Source organism: Delftia tsuruhatensis (assembly GCF_903815225.1).
GTDB classification, from domain to species: Bacteria; Pseudomonadota; Gammaproteobacteria; order Burkholderiales; family Burkholderiaceae_C; genus Comamonas; species Comamonas tsuruhatensis_A.
In genome coordinates this window covers 4,083,103-4,103,486 of sequence record NZ_LR813084.1, presented here as the reverse complement: position 1 = coordinate 4,103,486, position 20,384 = coordinate 4,083,103, and the positions used below count along the sequence as shown (strand labels likewise).

The 20,384-nt window shown below is 67.6% G+C and carries 18 protein-coding genes, 2 tRNA genes and 1 pseudogene; 11 read left to right on the top strand and 10 right to left on the bottom strand.

Going from position 1 to position 20,384, the window contains the following annotated elements:
- The first annotated feature begins 139 nt into the window (after positions 1 to 139).
- The 5 genes from L1Z78_RS18575 (at position 140) to L1Z78_RS18555 (ending at position 2,819) form a co-directional block, all read left to right on the top strand.
- Positions 140 to 904 carry a M48 family metalloprotease gene (locus L1Z78_RS18575; protein WP_234637849.1) on the top strand — a complete coding sequence of 255 codons (765 nt, stop codon included), beginning with the start codon at positions 140 to 142 and terminating at the stop codon, positions 902 to 904.
- A gap of 122 nt (positions 905 to 1,026) precedes the next feature.
- Positions 1,027 to 1,102: transfer RNA gene (locus L1Z78_RS18570), tRNA-Gly, on the top strand.
- 97 nt (positions 1,103 to 1,199) lie between these two features.
- Positions 1,200 to 1,290: transfer RNA gene (locus L1Z78_RS18565), tRNA-Leu, on the top strand.
- 261 nt (positions 1,291 to 1,551) lie between these two features.
- Positions 1,552 to 2,178, top strand: a complete 627-nt coding sequence (locus L1Z78_RS18560; protein WP_234637848.1) for a DUF6806 family protein — start codon at positions 1,552 to 1,554, stop codon at positions 2,176 to 2,178.
- Between the two features lie 32 nt (positions 2,179 to 2,210).
- The gene (locus tag L1Z78_RS18555) at positions 2,211 to 2,819 is read left to right on the top strand and encodes a M48 family metallopeptidase (RefSeq protein WP_234637847.1); all 609 of its coding nucleotides are present in this window, start codon (positions 2,211 to 2,213) and stop codon (positions 2,817 to 2,819) included.
- A gap of 13 nt (positions 2,820 to 2,832) precedes the next feature.
- Here the strand turns inward: L1Z78_RS18555 and murI are convergent, their stop codons facing one another.
- The 4 genes from murI to L1Z78_RS18535 all read right to left on the bottom strand — a co-directional run bounded on the left by murI (position 2,833) and on the right by L1Z78_RS18535 (position 6,646).
- A complete protein-coding gene (gene murI / locus L1Z78_RS18550) occupies positions 2,833 to 3,717 on the bottom strand; it encodes a glutamate racemase (protein ID WP_234637846.1) in 885 nt (294 codons plus the stop codon).
- Between the two features lie 47 nt (positions 3,718 to 3,764).
- Positions 3,765 to 4,340: a GNAT family N-acetyltransferase gene (locus L1Z78_RS18545; protein ID WP_234637845.1), complete on the bottom strand. Its 576-nt coding sequence runs from the start codon at positions 4,338 to 4,340 to the stop codon at positions 3,765 to 3,767.
- Between the two features lie 17 nt (positions 4,341 to 4,357).
- The gene (locus L1Z78_RS18540; protein WP_234637844.1) at positions 4,358 to 4,990 is read right to left on the bottom strand and encodes a class I SAM-dependent methyltransferase; all 633 of its coding nucleotides are present in this window, start codon (positions 4,988 to 4,990) and stop codon (positions 4,358 to 4,360) included.
- Between the two features lie 102 nt (positions 4,991 to 5,092).
- Complete coding sequence (locus L1Z78_RS18535) at positions 5,093 to 6,646, bottom strand: fumarate hydratase (RefSeq protein WP_234637843.1); 1,554 nt, start codon at positions 6,644 to 6,646, stop codon at positions 5,093 to 5,095.
- 314 nt (positions 6,647 to 6,960) lie between these two features.
- Here L1Z78_RS18535 and fumC point away from each other — a divergent pair, with 314 nt between their 5' ends.
- Complete coding sequence (gene fumC / locus L1Z78_RS18530) at positions 6,961 to 8,352, top strand: class II fumarate hydratase (protein ID WP_234637842.1); 1,392 nt, start codon at positions 6,961 to 6,963, stop codon at positions 8,350 to 8,352.
- A gap of 63 nt (positions 8,353 to 8,415) precedes the next feature.
- On the opposite strand, the gene L1Z78_RS18525 is transcribed toward fumC, so the two are convergent.
- The 4 genes from L1Z78_RS18525 to L1Z78_RS18510 all read right to left on the bottom strand — a co-directional run bounded on the left by L1Z78_RS18525 (position 8,416) and on the right by L1Z78_RS18510 (position 11,981).
- A complete protein-coding gene (locus tag L1Z78_RS18525; protein WP_234637841.1) occupies positions 8,416 to 9,315 on the bottom strand; it encodes an alpha/beta hydrolase in 900 nt (299 codons plus the stop codon).
- A 127-nt stretch (positions 9,316 to 9,442) separates the two neighbouring features.
- Complete coding sequence (locus tag L1Z78_RS18520; RefSeq protein WP_234637840.1) at positions 9,443 to 10,639, bottom strand: multidrug effflux MFS transporter; 1,197 nt, start codon at positions 10,637 to 10,639, stop codon at positions 9,443 to 9,445.
- Positions 10,640 to 10,679: 40 nt separating this feature from the next.
- Positions 10,680 to 11,177: a MarR family winged helix-turn-helix transcriptional regulator gene (locus L1Z78_RS18515; protein ID WP_234637839.1), complete on the bottom strand. Its 498-nt coding sequence runs from the start codon at positions 11,175 to 11,177 to the stop codon at positions 10,680 to 10,682.
- 117 nt (positions 11,178 to 11,294) lie between these two features.
- Positions 11,295 to 11,981 carry a DUF3334 family protein gene (locus tag L1Z78_RS18510; protein ID WP_234637838.1) on the bottom strand — a complete coding sequence of 229 codons (687 nt, stop codon included), beginning with the start codon at positions 11,979 to 11,981 and terminating at the stop codon, positions 11,295 to 11,297.
- 139 nt (positions 11,982 to 12,120) lie between these two features.
- Between L1Z78_RS18510 and L1Z78_RS18505 the strand changes: the two are divergent.
- Positions 12,121 to 12,319: pseudogene (locus L1Z78_RS18505) on the top strand (ParB-like protein); the annotation flags it as partial.
- A 59-nt stretch (positions 12,320 to 12,378) separates the two neighbouring features.
- The gene (locus L1Z78_RS18500; protein WP_234637836.1) at positions 12,379 to 12,849 is read left to right on the top strand and encodes a sodium-independent anion transporter; all 471 of its coding nucleotides are present in this window, start codon (positions 12,379 to 12,381) and stop codon (positions 12,847 to 12,849) included.
- 54 nt (positions 12,850 to 12,903) lie between these two features.
- Here L1Z78_RS18500 and L1Z78_RS18495 read toward each other — a convergent pair whose 3' ends face one another.
- Positions 12,904 to 13,890: a LacI family DNA-binding transcriptional regulator gene (locus L1Z78_RS18495; protein ID WP_234637835.1), complete on the bottom strand. Its 987-nt coding sequence runs from the start codon at positions 13,888 to 13,890 to the stop codon at positions 12,904 to 12,906.
- Positions 13,891 to 14,003: 113 nt separating this feature from the next.
- On the opposite strand from L1Z78_RS18495, the gene ptsP reads away from it, so the two are divergent.
- Genes ptsP through L1Z78_RS18480 form a run of 3 tightly spaced genes read left to right on the top strand, consistent with a single transcriptional unit; the run spans position 14,004 to position 19,239 of the window.
- Positions 14,004 to 16,547, top strand: coding sequence for a phosphoenolpyruvate--protein phosphotransferase (gene ptsP, locus L1Z78_RS18490; protein ID WP_234637834.1), 2,544 nt, complete (start codon positions 14,004 to 14,006; stop codon positions 16,545 to 16,547).
- Entirely contained in the window at positions 16,544 to 17,509 is a 966-nt protein-coding gene (locus L1Z78_RS18485; RefSeq protein ID WP_234637833.1) for a 1-phosphofructokinase family hexose kinase, read from the top strand. The genes ptsP and L1Z78_RS18485 overlap by 4 nt, the downstream gene beginning before the upstream one ends.
- Positions 17,510 to 17,532: 23 nt before the next feature.
- The gene (locus L1Z78_RS18480; protein WP_234637832.1) at positions 17,533 to 19,239 is read left to right on the top strand and encodes a PTS fructose transporter subunit IIC; all 1,707 of its coding nucleotides are present in this window, start codon (positions 17,533 to 17,535) and stop codon (positions 19,237 to 19,239) included.
- A gap of 45 nt (positions 19,240 to 19,284) precedes the next feature.
- On the opposite strand, the gene proX is transcribed toward L1Z78_RS18480, so the two are convergent.
- On the bottom strand, positions 19,285 to 20,331 hold the full coding sequence (gene proX / locus L1Z78_RS18475; RefSeq protein ID WP_234637831.1) for a glycine betaine/L-proline ABC transporter substrate-binding protein ProX: 1,047 nt from the start codon (positions 20,329 to 20,331) through the stop codon (positions 19,285 to 19,287).
- Positions 20,332 to 20,384 lie beyond the last annotated feature (53 nt).

Below are 20,384 nucleotides of genomic sequence, written 5' to 3'. Positions count from 1 at the left end.
TTAATTGGTAATCTCCCCGGGATCGAATATGCATGCTTCCAAATTGCAAAAAAGTGCAAATGGATTGGCAATGAGGGTGGATTGATCGGGTCGATCATGGCTATGATCTGCCTTTCATTCAATTCATAAGGGGGGAGTTATGAGAAGTAAGCTGTGGATGGGTGTCATTGCCGGCGGTATGGTTCTTGCCGGCTGCAAGACCATGGAATCCGGAAACGTGGGGGCCTTGATGGATTCGGGCTCCACGGCCATGAAGGCCATGACGCTGACGGATGATGATGTGGTCACGCTGTCCAACGAGTCCTGCGCTGCCATGGATGCCCAGAACAAGGTGGCAGATGCCAGGAGCAAGTACACGGTGCGGCTGAACAAGGTCATCGCCAGCATGCCCCAGACCATCAATGGAAAGAAGGCCGTCTACAAGGTCTACATGACCCAGGACGTGAATGCCTGGGCCATGGCCAATGGCTGCATTCGCGTCTACAGCGGACTGATGGATCTGATGAATGACGATGAACTGCGTGGCGTGATTGGTCACGAGATCGGCCACGTGGCACTGGGCCATAGCAAGAAGCGCATGCAGACGGCATATGCGGCATCGGCGGCGCGCTCCATTGCGGCCAATAGCGGCAATGCGGCGCTTGCCTCGCTGTCGCGATCCCAGGCTGGGGAGCTGGGCGAGAAGTTCATCAATGCCCAGTTCTCGCAATCGCAGGAGTCGGAGGCTGATGACTATTCCTTCGATCTTCTGACGGAAAAGAAGATGAGCCGCCAGGGCCTGGTGACGTCGTTCCAGAAGCTGGCCAAGCTCAGTGGCGGCAGCGGTGGTAGCTCCATCCTGAGCTCCCATCCGCCGTCCGAGCAGCGAGCCAAGCGCATGCAGGAGCGCATCGACGGCAAGTGAGCCGCACCGGGCGGCTGGCCGGTCCTTGGTGGCCGGGAAGATTTCTGGATTTTTTCCGGAGGGTCTGGAAATCTGCGCTACAATTCAAGTCTGCTCTGTAAGGCGAACAGCTTTTCAGATACGCGGGAATAGCTCAGTTGGTAGAGCGCAACCTTGCCAAGGTTGAGGTCGACGGTTCGAACCCGTTTTCCCGCTCCAGTTCAGAAAAAGGGAAGCGGTAACGCTTCCCTTTTTCATTGGTGCCGCAGCATGCAGCCCGTCCGGCCTGCGCCGGACCCTGTTGCGATGGCGCAGGGCCCCGATGGTGAAATTGGTAGACACTGCGGACTTAAAATCCGCCGCTTCCGAACAGGGGCGTGCCGGTTCGATCCCGGCTCGGGGCACCAGTCAACAAGCAACTTCCTCAAGGTGGATGCCGTTCTCGTCATCCGTGGCAGCGGGTCTGCTGGAGCATTGTGGCCATGTGTTGCCGAGCCCTTGCTGGCAGGCATTACGTGCGAGAATCCCTGCATCAGGCCCCGGGCGCTTGCCTGGATGGCACGGCTCGGGCAGACGGTGATGGCCACGCCTGCATGCGTTATGTTGACATTGATCGTGGCACATGGTGCGGCGTGACGGGTGCGGCCAAACTCATCTCAGACCAGAACATGTCAAATTACAACGCTCCCTTTGAAATCCATGTGCACGGCCAGGTGCTGTTGCGCGCCGAAACGACGTACGAGCAGTTGCAGGAAGCGCTGGGCCCATTGTGGAAGTACGCGGGTGCCCGCTCGCTGGCGGATGGTGCCGGCAGCGTCTACGAGGAAGAGCCCGGCATCCAGTTCGACAACAAGGAGCGCCTGTTGCAGATGTGCTGGACGGTGCGCGGTGACGAGGACTTCCGCCAGTCGCTGGACGAGATGTGCATGGGCATCAACGAGCTGGCTGAACAGGGCGCAGCCATCGAGGTGACCTTCTACGACACCGAATTCGACGAGGAGGAGGAGTCGGAGGAGGCGGAGTCGCGCGACGACTTCGTCATGCTCTTCGTCGGCCCCACGCCTGCCGCCATCATGCAGGTGCAGCGCGACCTGCTGGTGCAGGATGTGGTCAACCTCATGGAGCGACATTTCGACGGCTCCGAGCTGGGTGGGGTGGTGCAGGAGATCGACAAGCTGTTCTCGCAGCGCTTCGATGCCCTGGTCAGTTCCCTGGAAATCGGCAAGCCGCCGCGCGGTACGGGCGGCTCGGGCTCGGGCCATGGCGGCAATCGCCGTCCGCGCCACCTGCATTGAGGACGGGGCGCTGCCACGTGCAGCGCACGGCCATGGCGGCACAGACCAGTACGCCCAGGTATTCCGGATCCGTCGTGGACGCGGTACGCCGCGAACGCGGGCAGCGCCGTGAGGCGCAGGGGCCGGAGCAGGTATTGCCCCTGCCTTACCTGGCCGCCTATCCGGCCACGCTGCAGGCGCAGGTGCGCGGCTGGCTGGCCGAGGACAGGGCGGAATCCTGGCTGCTGCGCAAGCACCCGCAGGCCCATGCCGTGCGCACGGACAAGAGCCTGTATGACTATGTGGATGCACTCAAGGGCCGCCACATGCGCAATGCCGGCACGCTGAACAAGGTGGCCTACGACGGCCGCATCCATGTGGTCCACAACGCGCTGGGCCTGCACACGCGCCGCACCGTGGTGCAGGGCAACCGGCTCAACGCCAGGCACGAGATCCGCATCGGCGCATTGTTCAAGCAAGCGCCCGAGGCCTTTCTTCGGATGATCGTCGTCCATGAGCTGGCCCATCTGCGCGAGCCGGAGCATGACAAGGCCTTCTACCAGCTGTGCACGCACATGGAGCCCGACTACCACCAGTTGGAGTTCGAGTTGCGCCTGTACCTGAGCTGGATGGACCATTCGGGCCGGCGCCTGTGGCAGTAGGCGCCGGCCTGACTCAGGCGGCGGTGGTGGAAGCTTCTCCCACCTGAATGGCAGAGCAGCACCGGGCCGGCAGCTCCAGCCAGCGCCAAGCGGCGGCCTGCAGGGCCTGAAGCGATCCCGTCGTCATCAACTGCATCTGGCTGTCGGGTGTCGGAGGGGTCTCTGACTCGTCGGCCAGCGCGCCCAGGCGACCGAGCACACGGCGCGTCTGGCGTGCCACGGGGGCACCCGTGTCGATGAACTGGATGTCCGGACCCAGCAACGTGCGCAACTGTTCGCGGGCGAACAGGTAGTGGGTGCAGCCCAGCACCAGCGTGTCCATCTCTCCCGTCTTCTGGCCAAAGTCGCCCAGCGCGGCGACGTACCGGGCGCACAGTTCGGCGACCTCCGTGGCCATGGGGTCCTCGGGCACGGGCCGTTCCGTGCTCTCCTCGATGGCCTTGGCCAGGCCATCGCAGGCCTGGGCGTGGAAGTGCACGCGCTCCCCGTGCTCGGCGACGAGGCGCGCGAAGCGGGCGCTGCTGACGGTGCCGCGCGTGCCGATCACTCCCACATGGCCTGTCTGGCTGGACAGCGAGGCGGGCTTGATGGCCGGCTCGACGCCGATCAGCGGCAGGTCGGGCATTTCGGCGCGCAGCATGTCCACGGCGGCGGCCGTGGCCGTATTGCAGGCGATCACCAGTACCTTGATCTGGTACTGCTCGCGCAGGTGGCGCGCGATGGCGCGCGCGCGTTGCTGCACGAAGGCGTCGCCGCGCGCATCGCCATAGGGGGCGTTGCCGCTGTCGGCCAAGTAGACGAAGCGCTCATGCGGCAACTCATGGCGCAGCGCCTGCAGCACGCTGAGGCCGCCGATACCGCTGTCGAAGACGCCGATGGGTGAGGCCGGGAGGGTCATGGGATGTGGGTGGATGACTGGTGGGAGGGCGTTGCAAGTATGCCTGCTCAGGCTTGCCCATGGTGCGCTGTCGAATGCTGCTGGCACCATTGCGCGCGTGACAGGCGATACAGGCAGTGCTTACGCAGCGCATGCCCCTCAGGCACGGCCGGATGCTCGAAGTCTTCGGCTTCGCGCTGCATTCCGAGCCGCTGCATGACGGCTCGCGAACGCAGGTTGGACAGGGCGGTGAAGGACACGATGGAGGGCAGGCACAGCACATCGAAGCCATGGGCCAGCGCAGCCCTGGCGCCTTCGCTGGCCAGGCCCTGGCCCCAGAACGGACGGGCCAGCCGCCAGCCGATTTCCACGCAGGGAGAGCATGGCAGGTCGGCGGCCGGGATGTGCAGGCCGATGAAGCCCATGAGCTCGCCGCTGTCCCGGTGCTCGGCGGCCCAGAAGCCCCAGCCGCGCTCTTCGATGAGCAGGTGCATCTTGTCGACCATGGCATCGCTTTGGTCGCGTGTCAGCGTTGTGGGGAAGTGCCGCATGACTTCGGTATCCGCATTGAGCGCGGCGAACGGTGCGCAGTCCCGGGTCTGCCATTGGCGCAGATGCACGCGCTGTGTGCTCAGGGTCATCATGGGTGCTTTCATGTCCATCATGGGGTGGGAGGGCGTTGCAGCACCAGCAGGTAGGCGGCCGCGTGCCCATGGAAGGAATGGGGAGCGAAGCCCGCATCGTGCGCCAGCCTCTCCACCGTGGAGCGGCGCTGGAAATGCGGGTCGAACACCAACTCCGCCACGGCCAGCAGGCCGCCGGGCCGCAGGCTCTGGAACAGGTCGGCCAGGGCAGCGGCGCGGTCCGGGATCTCGCCCAGCACGGCGGCCATCACGGCGCGGTCATACTGGCCTGCTGGCAATTGCCCCTGGCCCAGTGCCGCAGCCAGCGTACGCACATTTTCCAGACCCTGGGCCTTGGCCTTGGCCACCACCTGTTCCAGCATGGCCGGCTGCAAGTCCACGGCCAGCACCTGTCCCGTGTCGCCGACGGCACGCGCCAGCGGCAGGGTGACGCGGCCCGGACCGCAGCCGGCATCCAGCACCTTCATCCCTGGGTGGATCTGCAACTGCGCGACGATGAAGGCCGCCTTGTTGCTGACCGCGAACGGGTTGTCGAGTTCGACCATCCAGCGCAGCCACGAAGGGCAGGGAAGGGCATGGCGGCGGGAGGAGAGCCGCCAGGCCAGGCTGGCCACGGCCAGCAGTGCGATCAGGGCGAGGACGATGGTCATGGTGAGGCCGTGAGCCGGTGGATGCGGGCGGGTAGTCTTGCACAAATGTTCGTGCCAACGAAAAAACCGCCCGAAGGCGGCCTTGTGATGCTTGCCTAAGACTCAGGCCGCAGCGATCGCTATCGTCTTGAACTCGCCCGAGGCGATGCGCTTTTGCCATTCGGCCGGGCCCGTGATGTGGGCGCTGGTGCCGCCGGCGTCCACGGCCACGGTCACGGGCATGTCCACCACGTCGAATTCGTAGATGGCTTCCATGCCCAGGTCCTCGAAGCCCACGACCTTGGCGTTCCTGATGGCCTTGGAGACCAGGTAGGCGGCGCCGCCCACGGCCATCAGGTAGGCGGACTTGTGGTTCCTGATGGACTCGATGGCCACCGGGCCGCGCTCGGCCTTGCCGATCATGGCGATCAGGCCGGTCTGCTCCAGCATCATGTCGGTGAACTTGTCCATGCGCGTGGCCGTGGTCGGGCCGGCGGGGCCCACGGCTTCGTCCTTGACGGGATCGACCGGGCCCACGTAGTAGATCACGCGGTTGGTGAAGTCCACCGGCAGCTTCTCGCCCTTGGCCAGCATGTCCTGGATGCGCTTGTGGGCGGCATCGCGGCCCGTGAGCATCTTGCCGTTGAGCAGCAGCGTGTCGCCCGGCTTCCAGCTGGCGACTTCTTCCTTGGTCAGGGTGTTGAGGTCCACGCGGCGTGACTTGTTGTAGTCGGGCTCCCAGTCGATCTTCGGCCACAGGTCCAGCGAGGGGGCGTCCATGTAGACGGGGCCGGAGCCATCCATCACGAAATGGGCGTGGCGCGTGGCCGCGCAGTTGGGGATCATGGCCACGGGCTTGGAGGCCGCGTGCGTGGGGTACATCTTGATCTTGACGTCCAGCACGGTGGCCAGGCCGCCCAGGCCCTGGGCGCCGATGCCCAGGGCGTTGACCTTCTCGTACAGCTCCAGGCGCAGCTCCTCGACCTGGTCGAGCTTCTCGCCGCGCGCGGCCTTGGCCTGCAGCTCGTACATGTCCAGGTCTTCCATCAGGCTTTCCTTGGCCAGCAGCACGGCCTTCTCGGCGGTGCCGCCGATGCCGATGCCCAGCATGCCGGGCGGGCACCAGCCCGCGCCCATGGTGGGAACGGTCTTGAGCACCCAGTCGACCAGGTTGTCACTGGGGTTCATCATGATCATCTTGGACTTGTTCTCGGAGCCGCCGCCCTTGGCGGCCACGGTCACGTCCAGCTTGTCGCCGGGCACGATCTGCACGCTGACGACGGCGGGCGTGTTGTCCTTGGTGTTCTTGCGGGCGAACTGCGGGTCGGCGACCACCGAGGCGCGCAGCGTGTTGTCGGGGTGGTTGTAGCCGCGGCGCACGCCTTCGTTGATGGCGTCTTCCAGGCCGCCGGTGAAGCCTTCCCAGCGCACATCCATGCCGACCTTCAGGAAGACGTTGACGATGCCGGTGTCCTGGCAGATGGGGCGGTGGCCGGTGGCCGACATCTTGGAGTTGGTCAGGATCTGGGCCATCGCGTCCTTGGCCGCCGGGCTCTGCTCGCGCTCGTAGGCGCGGGCCAGGTGGGCGATGTAGTCGGCGGGGTGGTAGTAGCTGATGTACTGCAGGGCGCCTGCGATCGAATCGATCAGGTCCTGCTGGCGGATCGTGGTGGTCATCGGTGGGGTGTCTTTTTGATCGGGAGAACAGGGGAGGGGAGTCCCCCGGGCGATTATCGGCGCTATGGGGTGGAAAGTGCACGCAATCGGCGCAGTCTTGTACAAGAGTCAAGGGGTTTGGACGAAGCGGCATGCCTGGGCGACACCGCAGTGGGGGTGGATGCGATAGGTTCCCATTTACGGAGTTACCATGGGCGGGTTTTTGCCATTGCGGCCCTGCCAGCCAGACATCCCCGAGCCACGTCCTGCGCGGCCCGCCGAGACCTGCCTCCAGCCAACTGCGCCGCGTTGTTTTCACCCAGGAGTCCATACCAATGACCGCGACCCGCCAGGAAAAAGACACTTTCGGACCCATTGACGTCCCCGCAGACAAGCTCTGGGGCGCGCAGACGCAGCGTTCGCTGCAGAACTTCGACATCAGTGGAGAGCAGCAGCCGCGCGAGATCATCCACGCGCTGGCCCAGGTCAAGAAGGCCTCGGCCACCGTCAACCACAAGCTGGGCCTGCTCGACGAGAAGAAGACCCAGGCCATCCTGGCGGCCGCCGACGAAGTGATCGCCGGCAAGCACCCCCATGAATTCCCGCTGGTGGTCTGGCAGACCGGCTCGGGCACGCAGACCAACATGAATGTCAACGAGGTGCTGGCCAACCGCGCCAGCGAAATCCTCGGTGGCGAGCGCGGCGAATCGCGGCTGGTCCACCCCAATGACGACGTGAACAAGAGCCAGTCGAGCAACGATGTGTTCCCGACCGCCATGCATGTGGCTGCCGTCACCGCCATCGAGCAAAAGCTGCTGCCCGCCATTGCCCTGTTGCGCAACACGCTGCAGGCCAAGAGCGAGGCCTATGCCGACATCGTCAAGATCGGCCGCACCCACCTGCAGGACGCCACGCCGCTGACGCTGGGCCAGGAAATCTCCGGCTGGGTGGCCCAGCTGGCCCATGGCGAAAAGCATGTGCGCGCCGCGCTGCCGCACCTGTACGAGCTGGCGCTGGGCGGCACGGCCGTGGGCACGGGCCTGAACGCGCCCAAGGGCTATGCCGAAGGCGTGGCCGCTGAACTGGCCCGGCTCACGGGCCATCCCTTCGTGACGGCGCCCAGCAAGTTCGAGGCCCTGGCCTCGTGCGACGGCCTGGTGCATGCCCACGGGGCGCTCAAGACGCTGGCCGCCAGCATGATGAAGATCGCCAACGACGTGCGCTGGCTGGCCTCGGGCCCCCGCAGCGGCCTGGGCGAGATCTCGATTCCGGAGAACGAACCCGGCTCGTCCATCATGCCCGGCAAGGTCAATCCCACGCAGAGCGAAGCCGTGACCATGCTGGCGGCCCAGGTCTTCGGCAACGACGTGGCCATCAACTTCGGCGGCGCCTCGGGCAACTTCGAGCTCAACGTGTTTCGTCCCATGGTCGCGCACAACTTCCTGCAGAGCGTGCGCCTGCTGGCCGATGGCATGAGAAGCTTCAACGACCACTGCGCGGTCGGCATCGAACCGAACCAGGAGCGCATCACCGAGCTGGTGCAGCGTTCGCTGATGCTGGTCACCGCGCTGAACCCGCACATCGGCTACGACAAGGCGGCCTCCATCGCCAAGAAGGCGCACAAGGAAGGCTCCAGCCTGCGCGAAGCCGCCGTGGCCTCGGGCCATTTGACGGGCGAGCAGTTCGATGCCTGGGTGATCCCCGCCAGGATGGTCGGGAACCTGTAAGGCGCAAGCGGCGCCATCAAAGAAAGGGGAAGCCGATGGCTTCCCCTTTTTGTTCTCGTGGACTCAGTTGTCCGCCTGCGGGCGGCGCACGGTGCGGAACACGTACTTGAGCGCATCGCCGACGGTGCTCTCCCAGACCGGCCATTCGTGCTTGCCGTTGACGATGCGCAGTTCGGCGGGCTGCTTGTTCTTGCGCAGCTGGCCGTAGAGCTGGGCGGCCTCGGATTCGATCATGAACTCGTCGTCGTCGCCCGAGTTGATGTACATGGGCACGCTGATCTTCCTGGCCAGGAAGGCGTCCCAGAGCACTGGATAGTTGTAGCTCTTCCAGACGGTGGCGCTGTACTGGCCACTGGTGCCGGGCTCGGCGAAGACCTTGACGAAGCGTGCCGAAGAATCGGCGGGCGGCTCGGGGTTGTAGATGGCCGGGCTCAGCAGGGCCGCGGCCTGGAATTTCTCGGGGTACTTGAGTACATAGCGCAGCGCGCCGTAGCCGCCCATGGACAGACCGCCGATCACGCGGCCGTCGCGGCTGGTCAGCGTGCGGTACTTTTTCTCGACATGGGGCACGAGGTCCTGGAAGAAGGCGGTTTCCATGGGCTCCTTGAGGTCCACGTACCAGGTCGTTCCCGCATCGGGCATGACGATGATGGCCGGCGGGATCTCGCCGTTCTGTATCAACTGGTCCACGGTGCGCAGCAGGCTGCCCTTGACGGCCCAGTCATTGCGCTGGCCGTCGTTGCCATGCAGCAGGTACATGACCGGATAGCGCAGCCGTGCCTGGGCGTCATAGCCCGTGGGCAGGTAGACGTTGTAGGTCCAGCTGCGCTGCAGCGTGGCGCTCTTGAACTCGGCGGCCTCGATGGAGCCGGCCCGGGCGAGAGGGCCTGCAAGCAGGGCCGCGGCGGCCAGCAGGCCGGCAGCGCTCTGGCAGACCGCAGGGTAAAAGGAATTCTGGCGCATGTTGTTGTCTCCATGGATCCGTGGCGTGTGCCCACGGCTGCGCCAATGTAATCGAGGCGTGGGCGGCCTGATGCCTGGCTCGGCGCGCGGGCTGGCCGGCGCCGTCGCCTCGGGGACTGTCCTGTCGTCAGCCCGGCTGGTGCTTCGTCCGGCGCAGCGCGCCGCGAAAGCCCATCTGCCCCACCACGCACGCCAGCACCAGGACCAGGGACGCGGACAGCGCGGGATTGCTGCCCAGGCTGGCGCCCAGGGTGCACAGGCCGCCCACGGCCATCTGGGTACAGCCGTAGACCCCGGCAGCCGAGCCGGTCAGGCGGGGTTGCACGCTGAGCGCGCTGGTCAGGGCGGCGGGGCTGGTCAGGCCTGAGCCCAGCGCGAACAGTGCCATCAGGGCGACCACGATGGCCGGCGTGAGCTGCCCCAGCAGGGCCAGCAGCAGCAGCGAGGCCGCGCAGGCCAGGCTCAGCAGGTTGCCGCTGAGCATCAGCCGGTCCAGCGCCCAGTGCCGTATCAACTGGCGGGCCAGCGCATTGCCCACGGCCATGCCGGCCATCAGCAGGCCCAGGTAGATGGCGACCTCATGCTTGCTGGAATGCAGCTGCTCGATGAACACGAAGGGGGCCGCAGCGAGAAAGGCATAGATGGAGGTCGTGGCGCAGCCGCCGCCCACGGCGAAACCCACGAAGGCCGGCGAGCCCAGCAGGCTGCGGTAGTCGTCGCGGATGGTCGCCAGGTGCAGGCGGCCGGTGGGCTGGCCGGTTTCTGGCAGCCGCTTCCAGATGGCGAAGGCCGTTACGCCGCCGACCACGGCCAGGGTACCGAAGATGGCGCGCCAGCCCAGCATGTCGTCGATGGCCGAGCCGATGGCCGGTGCGATGCCGGGGCCGATCATCATCATCAGGTTGAGCAGCGCCAGGCTGCCCACGGCGTTCTCGGGCGTGGTCGAGTCGCGCGCGATGGCACGGCCCAGCGCCAGGCCGGCGCAGCCGCCCAGTGCCTGGAACAGCCTCGCGCCGATCAGCCAGGAAGCGGAGGGCGCCAGGAAGGCAGCGAAGCTGGCCAGCGCATAAAGGATGAGGCCGGCCAGCAGCATGGGGCGCCGTCCCAGGCTGTCGGACAGCGGGCCGTAGATCAATTGGCCCACACCGAGGCCGAGGATGTAGACCGTGATGGTCAGCTGCATCTGGCTGGCCCCGGCATCGAGCTGGCGAGCCGCATCGGGCAGGGCGGGCAGGAACATGTGCATGGCCAGCGTGCCGACGATGGTCACGAGGACCAGCAGCCACAGCGGGGCCTTGCGCAGGGAATGGGGATCGCTTTGCATGGAAACGGACAGGAGTCGGGTGCGGGGTGTGCTGGCCGGGTCAGGCCGCGGCATCGTCGTCGAGGCAGGAGGCGTTGCCCATGGCGTCCAGCAGGCGGTGCAGCGTGGCGTAGGCTGCATCGAGTTCTTCGGGCGGCACGGCGCCCAGCACCTGGGCGCGCGCCTGTTGCAGCAGGTCTTGCACGGCCTCGACCTGGGCATGGCCTGCCGCCGTGAGCTGGATCTTCTTGACGCGGCGGTCGCTGTCGTCCACGCGCTCTATCCAGCCCTGGGCCGCCAGTCCGTCGACCAGGCGAACGACCGAGGAGCTGTCCAGCGCCAGCGAATGCGCCAGATCCTTCTGGCGCATGGCCTCGGGCGAGCGCGCCAGGTGCATCAGCGGCATCCACAGGGCCTGGGTCAGGCCCATGGGCGCCAACAGGCGGTCCAGCGTGCGGCGCCACTGCTTGTTGACCTGGCCCAGCGTGAACATGAAATGCCGCTGGACGGCTGCGGCATCGGCCTGCAGCGGATGCTGGTCCGGGAGGGATGGGGACATTGGGTGGCATACAAATGGTTGGTATCCCAATTATCTGCATGTCACCGATCTCTCTCGGGGTTGACCCTGGTACATCTGTCCGCGTCAGGGTCTTGGCCCCCAAGCGGGGGCGGCGGCTCACATGCCCAGGGACTTGAGCAATTCGTCGGTATCCGTGCTGTCTGCAGTGGCGGGCGCTGCGGCCGGTGCTGGGGTGGCGGCCTGTGCCATGAGCGCGTCGGGGTCCGGGCGCTCCTGGGGCTCGAAGTCCACGACCTTGATGAACTCGGTGCGGTCCATGGCCAGTTCGAGATAGAAGATGTTGTTGTTGCCCGTGTAGAAGGTCACGCGGCGGGCCTCGGGCGCATCGAGGTTGGCGTCCACGCTGAGGTTGACCTGCTTGTTCAGGCGGATCATCTTGGGCTGGCTCTGGGTGATGTAGGTCTGCAGTTCGCGCTGGACCTTGCTGGTGAAGTCGCCCACCACCTGGTTCATCAGCTCGCCCATGACGTTGCTGACATCGTCCGAGGTATAGGAGGTGGCCAGGTCGTCCTCGCCCATGCCCATGCTCAGCATGTAGCTGCGGTACAGCTCCATGGCGGCGGCGGCCGAGAAGTTGATGATCACCAGGCCCGAAAAGCCGCCGTCCACCAGGACAAAGCAGCCGATGTCGGGCTTGAGGCTGGTCTTGGTGATGCGTTGCACCATGCCCGAATACTGGATGGGACACTGCGTGGCCACCTGGAGCACGCGAGAGACCGAATTGCAAAGGCTGATCAGCACGTCTTCCGTGCCATGGACGATGGGGTGTTGGGGCTGGTTCATGAGGTCAACGGGACAAAATTGTGAGCGATTATGGGTGCAAGTCCGTTGTTGCGACCATTTGTAACTCCGAAGGCGTATTCTGGATGCCGGATCGAGCAGCCCGCCGGGTCCGCACCTTTGATGCGACGGAGGTTGGACGATGAGAGCACAGCAGCATCTGACCCGGGTTTCGCTGGAAGATGACCATAGGCGCCGCCGAAGTGCAGACCAAGCGCGCCCAGTGGAGCCGCCTCAAGCGCAAGGAGCGCGAAGGCGTTCTGGCCTCGCACTGGTTTCCGGCCGTGCTGGGGCCGCGTGGCCTGCACTACATCGTTGACCACCACCACCTGGGCCTGGCGCACGGCGCCGAGGCGCGCTACCTGTCGGGCTGGTCCGGCATCGTTGCTCCGCAAACCTGATGCGTGCGCCTGGCCTGCCTGCCTTGGCCGATTGGGGCGCCGGCCTGTCCATCGCCGGCCTGCTGCTGCCCGAGGCCGTGGCCTATTCGGGCATCGCCGGCCTGCCGCCGCAGGCCGGGGTGATTGCCCTGTTCGCCGGGCTGCTGATCGCGCGGCCCGAGGCGCCCCTGTTCTTCGGCAATGCCGACCCGGTGTTTGCGGCCATCCGGGAGCGCCTCCAATCCCTGCCTTCGCCCCGCGGCGTGGTGCTGAGCCTCGAGGATTCGGCCGATCTCGATGCCACCAGTGTCGAGGCGCTGTGCGACTTCGCGGCCCAGTTGCGGCAACTGGGCGTGCCGCTGGCCCTGGCCTGCGTCAAGGACCCCGTGCGCGACCTGCTGGCGCGCGTGGGCAATCCGGCTCTGCCGCCCGCCAGCTATGCGGGCTGGAGCGTGGACGACGCCGTGCGCCAGTTGCAGATCGCTGCGTGATCCCGGCGTGATTCCGACGCGATCCCGATGTGATCCCCGCCCCGGTGCAGCGCCTCAGCCCGCCGCCTGTGTGGACTCGCGCACGATGCAGCGCCCCTGCATGATCACCTTGCGCAGCGGCAGGTCGGGCGTGTGCAGCCGATCCATGAGCAGGCCGAATGCGGCGCGGCCCATGGCTTCCACCGGCTGCTCGATCACGGTGATGGCGGGAGCCACCAGTTCCGTCCAGCGCTCGTTGTCGAAACCGGCGAGCGCCACATCGCCCGGGATGCGAAGGCCTGCGGCGCGTATCGCGCGCAGGCAGCCTTCCAGCAGCAGGCTGTTGCTGGCCACGAAGGCATCCGGCCGCTGCGGCTGGCGCAGCCATTGCGCGACCTCGGCTTCGGCGGCATCGCTGGTCGGGAGCAACTGGCGCACGTCGGGCGCCAGGCCCGCCTCGCGCATGGCGGCCAGATAGCCGTCGCAGCGTTCACGTGCGGTGCTGCTGGTGTTGCCGAAGACACCAGCGATGCGGCGATGGCCTTGTTCCACCAGGTGCGTGACCAGGGTGGCACAGGCCTGGGCGTTGTCCAGCACCACGCTGTCGTGGCATACCGGCGGGCCCGCTCGGTCCACGAGGACCACCGGGAACTCCAGCGGCAGGCGCTCCAGTTTCTGCAGGCTCGCCTGGGTGGGCGCAAAGATCAGGCCGGCGATGCGCTCCTCCTGCATGAGCTGCAGGTACATGGCTTCGCGCTGTGGGTCCTCGTCGGTGTTGCACAGCAGCACGCGCCGGCCCTGGCGATAGGCCTCGGCCTCGACCGCGCGGATCAGGGCCGTGAAGAAGGGGTTGCGTATGTCGGCCACGAGCACCCCCACGGGCCCCGCGTCGCGCGCGCGCAGCCGGCGCGCCATCAGGTTGGGCCGGTAGCCCGTGGCCTGCACGGCCGCCTGCACGCGTGCACGGACCTCGTCGCTGACCGATCCGCCGGCCAGCGCGCGCGAGACCGTCGACTTGGATACGCCGGCCACCTGGGCCACATCGTTGATGCTGATGCTCAATGCAATCGTTCCCGCTGTTTGTGGTGTACCGCAGAGGATAACTCCAAAGAAATGACGGGTTATGTTGCAGTGCAGATTGACTGATGGTTGGGAACGTTCCCAAAATCCGCGCCATGATCCATGCCCATTCATCCCTCCCGGCGGTTGAACCCAGCGCTCCTGCGGGACTGCAGATCGCCGTGCGCCTGGACGCCAGGGTGCGCGACAAGGCCGACGCCATCGCCCAGGCGGCCCGGCTGCTGCAGGACAGCGGCTGCGTGGCCCCTGGCTATGCCGCCGGCATGCAGGCGCGCGAGGCCCAGGCCGAAACCTTTCTGGGCCACGGCGTGGCCATTCCCCACGGTCGCGCCGAAGACCGGGCCCTGGTGCTGCGCGACGCGGTGGCCGTGCTCCAGGTGCGCGAGGGCCTGGATTGGAATGCCGGCCAGAACGTTCATCTGGTCGTGGCGGTGGCGGCACGCTCCGATGCCCATATCACCTTGCTGCGCCGCCTGGCCGGCCTGCTGCAGACACCCCGGCTGCAGGCGCTGTTCACCACGGGCGATGCGCAGCAGGTCATCGATGTGCTCCAGGGGCAAGCGGACCCGGCGCCGCCTGCCGCCCGCCCGGCGGCAGTGGATCTGGCCGAGGCGCGCGAATGGACCATTGCCTATCCCAACGGACTGCATGCGCGGCCTGCCACGCGCTGGGCGGAGGCGGCGCGCGGCTTTGCCTCGCGCATCCAGGTGCGCCATGGCAGCGAGGTGGCCGATGCGCGGCAGATGGCCGGCCTGCTGCAGCTGGGACTGCGCGAAGGCGACAAGGTCACTGTCTCGGCCCAGGGCCCCGATGCCAGGGCCGCGGTCGATCGCCTGTGTGCCGTGGCCCAGGCCCTGGTGGCCCAGGAACGTGCCGATGCCGACGCCGCTGCGCGCAAGGCGGCCGAATTGCCCACCACGGGCTGGCTGCCGCCGCTGGCGCGGCCTGCCTTTGTGGGCCTGGGCGCCAGCCCGGGGCTGGCCGTGGCCCGCATCCACCAGTGGCGTGTGGAGGCCGCCGAGATTCCCGACCTGCCCGAGCCGCTCAGCGCGGGTGGTGCGCGGCTGCATGCGGCGCTGGCCGAGACGCAGGGCCAGTTGCGCGCCCTGCATGACGACACCCGCCGCCGGCTGGGCGAAGGCGATGCCGCCATCTTCAGCGCGCAGGCCGAGTGGCTGGGCGACACCGGACTCATCACGCGCGCCTGCCAGTTCATGGTCCAGGGTCATGGCGTGGCCTGGTCCTGGAGCCGGGCCGTGGAGGAAGGCGCGAACCGGATCGAGGCGCTGGACAATCCCGCGCTGGCCGCGCGTGCCGCCGACCTGCGTGACGTGGGCCGGCGCGTGCTCGTGCAGCTGCAGCCTTCGCTGGCAGCGGCGGAACCGGATGGCCTGCCCGAAGGCGGCTGCATCCTGGTCGCAGCCGATCTTTCGCCCTCGGAAACCGCCCAGCTGGACACGGCGCGCGTGGCCGCGCTGGTCACGGCGCAGGGCAGTCCCACCTCGCACACGGCCATACTCGCGCGCACGCTGGGGCTGCCGGCCGCCGTGGCGGCAGGCGGTGGCGTGCTGGGCATGGCCGATGGGGCCCTGGCCATCGTCGATGGCGCCAATGGCCGCATCTACCTTGACCCCTCGGAGCAGGACCTGGCTTCGGCGCGTACCCACATGGCCGAGCAGCAGGCGCTGCAGGAACGCGTGGCCGCGCAGCGCAGCCTGCCTGCCATCACCACCGATGGCGTGCGCATCGAAATCTGCGCCAACGTCAACCTGCCCGGGCAGGTGCCGCTGGCCCTGTCCCACGGCGCCGAGGGCGTGGGCCTGATGCGCACGGAATTCCTGTTCCTGGAGCGCGGCAGCACGCCCGGCGAGGACGAGCAGTACGAAACCTACCGCGCCATGGCGCAGGCGCTGGAGGGGCGGCCGCTGATCGTTCGCGCGTTGGACATCGGCGGCGACAAGCAGGTCGCCCACCTGGAGCTGCCGCGCGAGGACAACCCCTTCCTGGGCGTGCGCGGCGCGCGGTTGCTGCTGCGCCGTCCTGACCTGCTGGAGCCCCAGATGCGCGCCCTGTACCGGGCGGCCCGCGATGGCGCGCGGCTGTCCGTGATGTTTCCCATGGTCACCAGCGTGCAGGAGTTGCTGGCGCTACGCGCGGTCTGCGAGCGGCTGCGCGCCGAACTGGACGCCCCGGTCCTGCCGCTGGGCATCATGATCGAGGTGCCCGCCGCCGCCGTGCAGGCCGACGCATTGGCTCGCCATGCCGATTTCTTCTCCATAGGCACGAACGACCTGACCCAGTACGTGCTGGCCATGGACCGCCAGAACCCGCAGCTGGCGGCCGAGGCGGACAGCCTGCATCCGGCCGTGCTGCGGATGGTGCGCTCCACCGTGCAGGGTGCTGCCACCCGCGCTCGTCCCGTGGGCGTCTGTGGCGGACTGGCCGGCGACCCGTTCGGTGCGCTGTTGCTGGCAGGGCTGGGGGTGGGCGAGTTGTCCATGACGCCCAACGACATCGCCGGTGTCAAGGCCGGCCTGCGTGCGGCCAGCCTGCGGCAGTTGCAGGTGCTCGCAGACAGGGCGCTCGGCTGCGAGGATGCCGCGCAGGTGCGGGAACTGGCCAAGGAGGTGGCGGCATGAACGCCCCGCAAGCCATCACCGTGACCCTGAACCCGGCCATAGACCAGCTCGTGACCCTGGATGCGCTGCTGCCCGGCCAGGTGCAGCGCGCATTGGGCAGCGTGCAGGCGCCGGGCGGCAAGGGCATCAATGTCGCCGCCGCCCTGGCGGGCCTGGGCATTTCCACGGCCGCGCTGGGCGTGCTGGGCAGCGACAACGCCGGCATGTTCGAGGCCTTGTTCGCGCAGCGCGGCATTGCCGACGCCTGCCTGCGCGTGCCGGGCCAGACGCGCACCAACATCAAGCTGGTGGCCAATGGCGGGCGCCAGACCACGGACATCAACCTGCCGGGCCTGGCCTTGGCCGAAGCGCATCTGGATGCCGTCATGCGCGCGCTGGCCCGGTATCTGCGGCCAGGGCTGGCCGTGGTGCTGTCGGGCAGCCTGCCGGCCGGCCTGCCTGCGGACAGCTGGGCGCGGCTCCAGGCCCAGGCCGCGGCCGCCGGTGCCGACGTGCTGCTGGACACCAGCGAGGCCCCACTGGCCGCCGCCCTGGCGACGGCCCCCCATGCGGCCATGCCCTGGGCCATCAAGCCCAACCGGGAGGAGCTGCAGGCCGCCACGGGCCAGCGCCTGGACGGCCGCGATACGCTGCTGGCCGCCGCGCGCAGCCTGCTGGACAGGGGTCTGGGGCTGGCCGTGGTGTCCATGGGCGAGGAGGGCGCATTGTTCGCGAGCAGGCAAGGTGCGGTGATTGCGCGGCCGCCGCAGCGGGCACGCGGCAGCTCCGTAGGCGCGGGCGATGCCATGGTCGCTGGCATGGTGGCCGCGCGGCTGCGCGGACTGGATCTGGCCGATACCGCGCGCCAGGCCACGGCCAGCGCCCTGGCCTGGCTGCAGGCCGCGCCCGCGCGCGACATCTATGCTGGCCGCGTCCAGGCCCTGGCCGCCGGCGTGCTGCTGGAGACATGCCCGTGGCCGTGATCCCTCATATTTCAGGAGCTTCCATGAACCCTCTTTTTGTGGTGATCACGGCCGCCGGGCATGATGCCGAGGCGCTGCTGGCCGCCGAAGCCCTGCGCCACGCGGCCGGACAGCGGCCCTTGGCCGTGGAGACACGCACCAGCCGTGGCGTGCTGGGCCTGCACACCGCCGAGGCCGCCGCGCAGGCGGGGCAATTGCTGATCGTGGGCGATGGCGACTGTGGCGGGGATGCCGATGCGGGCCGCTTCGCGCGGGCCGCCGTCGAGCGCTGCAGCCTGCGCGAGGCACTCGATGATCCGGCAGGCGTGCTGGCGCGCTCCGATGCCGGCAGGCCCGCAGACCCTCGGACCGGCAAGCGCATCGTGGCGGTCACGTCCTGCCCTACCGGCATTGCCCACACCTTCATGGCGGCCGAGGGTTTGCAGCGCGGCGCGGCCGCGCTGGGCCACGCCATGCGCGTGGAGACGCAAGGCTCGGTGGGTGCGCTCGATGCGCTCACGCCGCAGGAAATCGCCGAGGCCGACCTCGTCATCATCGCCGCCGACCGTGAGGTCGATCTCTCGCGCTTCGCGGGCAAGCCGCTGCTGCGCAGCGGCACCAAGCCGGCCATACGCGACGGTGCCGGCCTGATCGGCAAGGCGCTGGCGGAGTCCGCCGTGCATGGCACGGCGTCGGGCGGCTCTGTGGCCGCGTCCGCCCGTCCCCAGGGCGGCGGCGCCTACCGCCATCTGATGACCGGCGTGTCCTTCATGCTGCCATTCGTCACGGCGGGCGGCATTCTGATCGCCATGGCCTTTGCGCTGGGCGGCATCTACGTCCATGACGATGCGCACCAGGGCACGCTGGGATGGACGCTGTTCCAGATCGGCGCCAAGGGCGGTTTCGCGCTCATGGTGCCGGCGCTGGCCGGCTACATCGCCTACTCCATTGCCGACCGGCCCGGCATTGCGCCGGGCATGATCGGCGGAATGGTCGCGTCCAGCATGGGGGCGGGGTTTCTTGGCGGCATGGCGGCCGGCTTCATCGCCGGCTATGGCGTGGCCTTTCTGGCCGCGCACATCCGGTTGCCGCAGACGCTCAAGGGCCTGCTGCCCATGCTGATCCTGCCGGTGCTGGGCAGCCTGCTCACGGGCCTTTTGATGTACTACCTGGTCGGCGCGCCCGTGGCCGGGCTGCTGCAGTGGCTGAGCGCCTGGCTGCGCGGCATGCAGGGCGCCAGTGCGCTGCTGCTGGGCCTGCTGCTGGGGGCGATGATGGCCTTTGACATGGGCGGGCCGGTGAACAAGGCCGCCTATGCGTTTTCCACGGGCATGATCGCGAGCCAGGTCTATACGCCCATGGCCGCGGCCATGATCGCCGGCATGACGCCACCGCTGGGGCTGGCGCTTGCCACGCGCCTGTTTGCCGACCGCTTCACGCGCGAGGAGCGCGGCAGCGCCGTCTCGGCCGGCGTGCTGGGCCTTGCCTTTGTCACGGAAGGCGCGATTCCGTATGCGGCGCGCGATCCGCTGCGCACGATTCCGGCCCTGGTGCTGGGCTCGGCCGTGGCTGGCGCCATCTCCATGCTGGCGGGCGTGGAGCTGAAGGTGCCGCATGGCGGCATCTTCGTGGCACCCATTCCCAATGCCGTGACCCATGTGGCCATGTACGGGGCGGCGCTGCTGGTGGGCGTGGTGGTCACGGCCATCGCCCTGCGCCTGTTCAAGAAGCCCGCCGAAGCGGGCCTCTGAAGCGGGAAGCCGGGGGAACGTCTGGACCGGATCCCCCGGCAGCGTTCACCGGGCCGCAGCGCGGGCCTGCTCCAGCCAGCCGTCGAAGGTCTTCTGGTGGGCCTTGATCCAGCTGTCCACGTGGCGCGCCACGTCGGCAGGCTTGTTCTGGCCCTGGCTCATCAGGTTGTTCTGCGCGCTGATGTCGCCTACCGGCAGTTGCATCAGCTCGAACAGCTTGCCCGCGTCGGGGTGCTTGTCGGTGAAGGCCTTGTTGGCGATGATCTGCTGCTTGTTCACCACGAATCCGTAGTTCTTGCCGTTGGGCAGCCTGGTGTCCAGCTTCGCCTGTTCGCCTGGCAGCGAGGAGAACGGCACTTCCAGCCACACCACGTCCTGACCGGGCTTGAGCACGCCACTGACCCAGTAGGGCGTCCAGGTGTAGTACAGGATGGGCTTGCCGGCCTTGTAGCGTGCGATGGTGTCGGCGATCAGTGCCGAGTAGGTGCCCTGCTGGTGGGTCACGGTGTCACGCAGCTTGTAGGCCGTCAGGTGATGCTCGATCACGGCCTCGCAGCCCCAGCCCGGGTTGCAGCCCGTGAGGTCGGCCTTGCCGTCGCCATCGGTGTCGAACAGCCTGGCGATCTTGGGGTCCTTGAGCTGGGCGATGTTGGTGATCTTGTGCGCATCTGCCGTCTTCTTGTCGATCAGATAGCCCTGGGCCGCATTGTCCGAATACACACCCTTGCGGAACAGCTTGGCGTCGCCGCCCGCGTTCTTGTAGTAGTCGGCGTGCAGCGGGTTCCAGTGCGTGGCCAGGAAGGTGGCGTCGCCGTTGGCGATGGCCACGTGGGCGGTGGGGTACTCGACTTCCTGGAAGGGCTGCACGTCATAGCCCAGCTTTTCCAGGGCCTTCATGACCAGCAGGGTCTGGAAGCTCTCTTCGGCGATGGAGCTCTTGAGCGGCAGCACCTTCACGCCCTTGCCGGGCTGGTCACCGGCAGCCGATGCGCCGACGCAGGCCAGGGCGATGCCTGCGGCGATCGTGGCGGTGCGCAGCCAGTGGCCGGGAACGGCTGCTTGCAGGCGGTTGTGGTTAAGGGCTTGGATCATCCTCGGGTTCCTCCGTTGTGTGATGAAAGGGGAGCGGGCGGCCGGCGCCGGAG

Coding starts and splice junctions, on each gene's coding strand:
- L1Z78_RS18575 (WP_234637849.1), top strand. CDS start 140: ATGAGAAGTAAGCTGTGGATGGGTGTCATTGCCGGCGGTATGGTTCTT.
- L1Z78_RS18560 (WP_234637848.1), top strand. CDS start 1,552: ATGTCAAATTACAACGCTCCCTTTGAAATCCATGTGCACGGCCAGGTG.
- L1Z78_RS18555 (WP_234637847.1), top strand. CDS start 2,211: ATGGCGGCACAGACCAGTACGCCCAGGTATTCCGGATCCGTCGTGGAC.
- murI (WP_234637846.1), bottom strand. CDS start 3,717: ATGACCCTCCCGGCCTCACCCATCGGCGTCTTCGACAGCGGTATCGGC.
- L1Z78_RS18545 (WP_234637845.1), bottom strand. CDS start 4,340: ATGATGACCCTGAGCACACAGCGCGTGCATCTGCGCCAATGGCAGACC.
- L1Z78_RS18540 (WP_234637844.1), bottom strand. CDS start 4,990: ATGACCATCGTCCTCGCCCTGATCGCACTGCTGGCCGTGGCCAGCCTG.
- L1Z78_RS18535 (WP_234637843.1), bottom strand. CDS start 6,646: ATGACCACCACGATCCGCCAGCAGGACCTGATCGATTCGATCGCAGGC.
- fumC (WP_234637842.1), top strand. CDS start 6,961: ATGACCGCGACCCGCCAGGAAAAAGACACTTTCGGACCCATTGACGTC.
- L1Z78_RS18525 (WP_234637841.1), bottom strand. CDS start 9,315: ATGCGCCAGAATTCCTTTTACCCTGCGGTCTGCCAGAGCGCTGCCGGC.
- L1Z78_RS18520 (WP_234637840.1), bottom strand. CDS start 10,639: ATGCAAAGCGATCCCCATTCCCTGCGCAAGGCCCCGCTGTGGCTGCTG.
- L1Z78_RS18515 (WP_234637839.1), bottom strand. CDS start 11,177: ATGTCCCCATCCCTCCCGGACCAGCATCCGCTGCAGGCCGATGCCGCA.
- L1Z78_RS18510 (WP_234637838.1), bottom strand. CDS start 11,981: ATGAACCAGCCCCAACACCCCATCGTCCATGGCACGGAAGACGTGCTG.
- L1Z78_RS18500 (WP_234637836.1), top strand. CDS start 12,379: ATGCGTGCGCCTGGCCTGCCTGCCTTGGCCGATTGGGGCGCCGGCCTG.
- ptsP (WP_234637834.1), top strand. CDS start 14,004: ATGATCCATGCCCATTCATCCCTCCCGGCGGTTGAACCCAGCGCTCCT.
- L1Z78_RS18485 (WP_234637833.1), top strand. CDS start 16,544: ATGAACGCCCCGCAAGCCATCACCGTGACCCTGAACCCGGCCATAGAC.
- L1Z78_RS18480 (WP_234637832.1), top strand. CDS start 17,533: ATGAACCCTCTTTTTGTGGTGATCACGGCCGCCGGGCATGATGCCGAG.
- proX (WP_234637831.1), bottom strand. CDS start 20,331: ATGATCCAAGCCCTTAACCACAACCGCCTGCAAGCAGCCGTTCCCGGC.